This window comes from Frankia sp. CcMO1 (genome assembly GCF_977945845.1).
The window spans coordinates 1-5,037 of record NZ_CDWTMG010000299.1; the positions used below are offsets into that span (position 1 = coordinate 1).

The window sequence follows — 5,037 nt, forward strand, 5'->3', positions numbered from 1 at the left end:
GGTTCGTGCCGTGCCGGGTGCGGTGCCGGGCGTCGCTGCCGAGCGCGATCGGCACCCCCGCCGCACGGGCGACCGCGATCGTGCCGGCCAGCGCGGCCTCGGTGGCCTCGGCCCGGTCCACCGCCCAGCCCGGCAGCACTCCGGTGGCCGCCAGCGCCGCCAGGTCCTGGTAGGGCGACAGGGTGGGGACGAGCGTCACCCCGGCGGCCGCCACGGCGGCCGCCACGGGCTCGGTGAGCCCGATGCCGTGCTCGATGGACCGCGCTCCGGCGGCGACCGCGGCCTCGATCGACCGCTCGCCCAAGGCATGCATCATCACCGGGCGTCCGTACCGCCGGGCCTCCGCGACGGCGGCCGCAAGCTCCACCGGGCTGAACTGCGGCTCGGGCTGCCCCGGCCGGGCGGACATCACCCCACCGCTCGCGTAGATCATGATCCAGTCCGCACCCGCACGCAGAACGCCCCGCACCGACGCCGGCAGGCTGCCCGCCTCGGTAACGGTATGCGGGGGCCGGCCGGGATAGTCCGGCATGAGAACATCTTCGGCCGACTCCAGCCCGGGACCGATGATCGCCCCGTCACCGTGCCGCCCGGACCGGCTCAGCCCGACGACGGACACGGCGAGCCGCGGTCCGGGCACGGTGCCCGCGCTGACCGCGTCCCGGATGCCGGCGTCGGCGCCGCCGGCATCCCGCAGGTGTGTGACACCGGCCGCCAACGACGCCCGCAACGCGGCGGCGGTCTGCAGGACCCGCGTGGACAGCGACGCCGTCGCCAGCTCGAACGGATCATAGGTGGACTGCGTGACGTGAGCGTGACAGTCGACGACCCCTGGCATCAGCCACAGGTCGTGGGCGTCAACGTCGACGGCGTCCCGGTCGAGGCCGAGTCGCGTGCCGACCGCATGGATGATCCCGCCGCCGACGGCGACGTCGGTCGGCTCACCGAAGCGCCCGGTCTTGTCGAGGACGTGCACCCCCCGCAGGACGAAGGCCTCGGCCGCCTCGGATCGTCCGGGCACCGTCGACCGCTCGGACTCGGAGCGGCCGGACTCGGACCGTTCCGTCGCGGTGGATCGCCCGTGCGCCGAAGGCTGCTCCGGAGTCAGGGATTGTTCCGATGATGCCAGGGGATCGGTCATGGCCAGCGCCGTTCCTGCCGTTGACGACGACCTCCAGCGCCTCGTTCCGGCCGGATCGAGCATCGACCGACAAACGCGCGGAGGCGGATGTCAGATCGAAGGTCGAGGCCGGGGTGCGGAAGGTCCGGATGTTCCGGAGGTCATCCGGAGGTCAACGGGGACAGGCCGCCGTGTTGACGCGGCAGGTGTCGATATGACGGCGATGAGTGAGTTCGACCGCGCGGCCACCCGGCTGAGGCCACGGCGTCGCCGTGATCCCGCACCGGTCGTCCGACACGACGTCTCCTTGTCTCCCACTCGCTCCCGGATTCACTCGCTCCCGGATAACCGCGCTCAGTGTCATCCGTCACACTCCACCGTAATCACCGGTCCCGGATGACGCAAAGGGTCGAAGGACGAGCCGGTCAGGTCCGCTCACGGGCGAGCAACTCGTAGGAACGGACACGATCCACGTGCTCGTAGGCGATCGTGGTGATCACCGGCTCGTCCGCGCGCCCAGGCAATGGCACACGATCGGCCTGCGGCGTTGACGGCAGGTTGACCGCCGTGGTGAGATCATCCGGTGTTCGGTCCGGCCGTTCTCGTTACGCGTGGCCACGTCGACTTCTCCCTGGTGAGTTCCGCCATCTGTACCGCGCGCTGAGCCGCGCGGCGGACGCGCTCGTCCCGGCGCACCCTCAGCGCGTTCCCGAGATCCACCGCTCCGGTCCGCTCCCTCGGCCTGGCCGGCCATTGAGCCGGCGCGACCAGCACCCCCCTCTCCTCACCTCGGCGCCCGCCGACCCGGAGGGCATGCCCGCATGCCGGTTCGACATCCGACGGCGTCGACATCCAACGGCGTCGACGAGCCCGACGCGGCACCCGGACCCCGAGCACCGATCCTGGTGAAATGACCGTGCCGGCCAGCCAGTGCCGGCAGGGATGTACCGGCGCGGATCCACCCGCGCACGTATGTCCCCGTGCGACCGGCACCTCCTCCCGCAACATCACCTTGTTCCATATCTTGTTCCATGAAATGAGGAATCCTTCCATGTCCCGTCGCCTTTTCACCTCCGAGTCGGTCACCGAAGGCCATCCGGACAAACTCGCCGACCAGATCAGTGACGCCCTGCTCGACGCGTTCCTGGCCGGCGACCCCACCTCCCGGGTCGCGGTGGAGACACTGCTGACCACCGGGCACGTGCACGTGGCCGGCGAGGTCACCAGCTCCGCGCACGTCGACGTGACCGCCGTCGTGCGGCGCACCCTCACCGACATCGGTTACGACGCCGCCACCGGCTTCGACGGCGCGACCGTCGGCGTGCTGGTCTCGATCGGTGCCCAGTCCCCGGACATCGCCCAGGGCGTCGACAAGGCCTATGAGGCACGGGTCGAGGGCGGCGAGGACACGCTGGCCCAGCAGGGCGCCGGCGACCAGGGGATCATGTTCGGCTACGCCACCGACGAGACCCCCGACCTGCTCCCGCTGCCGATCACACTGGCCCACCGCCTCGCCCAGCGGCTGTCGAAGGTGCGTCACGCCGGCCTGCTGCCCTACCTGCGGCCGGACGGCAAGACCCAGGTGACCATCGAATACGACGGGGACCGCCCGGTCCGGTTGGACACGGTGGTCGTGTCCGCGCATCACGCCGCCGACGTCGACCTGGCCACCCGTCTGGTTCCGGACATCCGCGACCAGGTCATCGCCCCCGAGCTCAAGCGGCTGGCCGAGGAGAACCTGGGCTTGGAGGTAGACGGCTACCGGCTGCTCGTGAACCCGACCGGCCGGTTCGAGATCGGCGGCCCGATCGGCGACGCGGGCCTGACCGGCCGCAAGATCATCATTGACACCTACGGCGGTTACGCCCGTCATGGCGGCGGTGCTTTCTCCGGCAAGGACCCGTCCAAGGTCGACCGTTCGGCCGCCTACGCGCTGCGCTGGGTCGCCAAGAACGTCGTCGCGGCCGGCCTCGCCCGGCGGGCGGAGCTGCAGGTTGCCTACGCCATCGGCAAGGCCGAGCCGGTAGGCCTGTTCGTCGAGACCTTCGGCACCGAGACCGTACCGGTGCCGGAGATCGCGCGGGCCGTCTCGGAGGTCTTCGACTTGCGCCCGGCCGCCATCATCCGGGACCTCGACCTGCTACGGCCGATCTACGGGCAGACTGCCTCCTACGGCCACTTCGGTCGGACGCTGCCCGACTTCACCTGGGAGCGCACGGACCGCGCCGACGCGCTGCGCGCCGCAATCAGCCGCTGACACCAGCGGACGCTGACACCGCGCCCCAGGTCTTGCCTGGCGACGACTCCGGTCCGCGCGGCTACGGGAGGCGCCACCCGCTAGGGACGGTCAGAGTGGACCGCATGACCACTTCGGACCGCTCCGGGCGACGCGCACCGTCCGGAACACGGCCGCTGCCCGGAACACGCCCCGTCCCCCGGGCACACCCCGCGACTGAACCAGGGTCCGGGGTGTCCCGGCCCGGGGAACGGCCCCGGGACGCGCTGGGCCGCCCCCTTCCCCACGGCGAGACCGGCGTGCCGCCGCTCGCCTCCTCGGCCCCGCTACCGCCGGCCGCGGCACTCGCCGAGGCCCAGCGACTCCTCGACGCGGGACTTCTCTTCCAGGCACACGAGGTACTCGAGGCCGTCTGGAAGAGTCCGGAGACCGACCCCGGCGAGCGCGGGCTGTGGCGCGGGCTGGCACAGCTCGCCGTCGGCGTCACCCATCTGGCCCGCGGCAACGTCAAGGGCGGCGTGGCCGTGCTGCGGTGCGGCGCGGCGAACCTCGCCCCCTACGCGGACCGGCCTCCGCACGGCGTAGCCGTTCCTGGTCTGCTCGCCTGGGTGGACCTGCGGATCGCCGACATCGGCCAGGCCCATCCCGAATTACCGTGCATCACCGCCCCGGACCAGGGAGCCGCCGGAAAATAACTTCGGCTTTTGACCATGCTCTGTGAGGGAGGGGACCGACGAGGTCCTAGCGGAGAAGTTCGCGGTGTTGCTGCCGCATCTGGACGAGCGTCGGCGGCGACTGGTGCTGGGGGCGGATGCCAGGGCGTTGGGGCATGGCGGGATTCGTCTGGTGACCCGGGCAGCGGGGGTCTCGGAGGACACCGTCTCGCGCGGGGCGGCGGCGTTGGACAGTGGCCAGCCTCCGTCCGGGCGGGTCCGCACGGCGGGCGCGGGCCGCAGACCGCTGCGGGAGAAGGACCCGCGCCTGGTGGACGCGCTGCTCGCGCTGGTCGAGCCCGACCAGCGGGGGACCCGGAGTCGCCGCTGCGATGGACGGTGAAATCGACCCGCATGCTGGCAGGGGGGAGCTGACCCGGTCCGGGCACGTGGTATAGCAGGTCATGTCAACGACCACCAGATGTGCGACAGAGTCGTTTTCTTGGCACACCCGCTCCACACGCTCAACCCTGCACCACATGATCAACTTAGGCTACATGACATTGCGTTCAGGGCCGCATCCCACGAACAAACCGACCACACACTCCCACCACCCCAGGAGCGGACTACGAGCCGCTACCAAGCAAACTTGCCGAGACCCTGGGGGCGTGGCCGCCCCGGCCGACGGCAAGCCCCGCCCCGTCGGTTGACCCCACCGCACCACCCCGCGGCGCACCACCTGCCCGTTCTGCCCCGCTGCGGCGGGGCAGAACGGTGGCATTCATCCCGGAACGGCGGTACGATTATCCTTCAGCTGGAGAGAGCAGTGCGGAGGATTTCACAGGTGGGAATCGAGTGGACCAGGGCGACTTCTTCATCAGCTACTGCCAGCGCGACCTGGACTGGGCCGAATGGATCGCCTGGCAGCTACAGGAGGTCGGTTATCGCGTGTTTCTTCAGGCCTGGCATATCGGGGGTCTTCGAAGTTAACCGGGGTGGGCGTGAGACCCCAGCCAGTTTGGTAACTG

Annotated in this window: 4 protein-coding genes and 1 pseudogene; 4 read left to right on the forward strand and 1 reads right to left on the reverse strand. The window is 70.7% G+C overall.

Annotated elements, in window-relative coordinates; genetic code table 11:
- A partial coding sequence (locus AC08OU_RS22430; RefSeq protein WP_476605717.1) for an amidohydrolase family protein occupies positions 1–1,021 on the reverse strand: 1,021 nt, incomplete at its 3' end.
- A 1,150-nt stretch (positions 1,022–2,171) separates the two neighbouring features.
- Between AC08OU_RS22430 and metK the strand changes: the two genes are divergently transcribed.
- From metK to AC08OU_RS22450, 4 genes and pseudogenes are all read left to right on the forward strand, one after another.
- The gene (gene metK / locus AC08OU_RS22435; protein ID WP_476601779.1) at positions 2,172–3,377 is read left to right on the forward strand and encodes a methionine adenosyltransferase; all 1,206 of its coding nucleotides are present in this window, start codon (positions 2,172–2,174) and stop codon (positions 3,375–3,377) included.
- A 212-nt stretch (positions 3,378–3,589) separates the two neighbouring features.
- Entirely contained in the window at positions 3,590–4,051 is a 462-nt protein-coding gene (locus tag AC08OU_RS22440) for a DUF309 domain-containing protein (protein ID WP_476601780.1), read from the forward strand.
- Between the two features lie 22 nt (positions 4,052–4,073).
- Positions 4,074–4,458 (forward strand): annotated as a pseudogene (locus tag AC08OU_RS22445) (ISAzo13-like element transposase-related protein); the annotation flags it as partial.
- A 406-nt stretch (positions 4,459–4,864) separates the two neighbouring features.
- Positions 4,865–4,999: a toll/interleukin-1 receptor domain-containing protein gene (locus AC08OU_RS22450; RefSeq protein ID WP_476601781.1), complete on the forward strand. Its 135-nt coding sequence runs from the start codon at positions 4,865–4,867 to the stop codon at positions 4,997–4,999.
- Positions 5,000–5,037 lie beyond the last annotated feature (38 nt).

Excerpts from the sequence above, each read along its gene's own strand:
- metK (WP_476601779.1), top strand. The coding sequence starts at position 2,172 with ATGTCCCGTCGCCTTTTCACCTCCGAGTCGGTCACCGAAGGCCATCCG.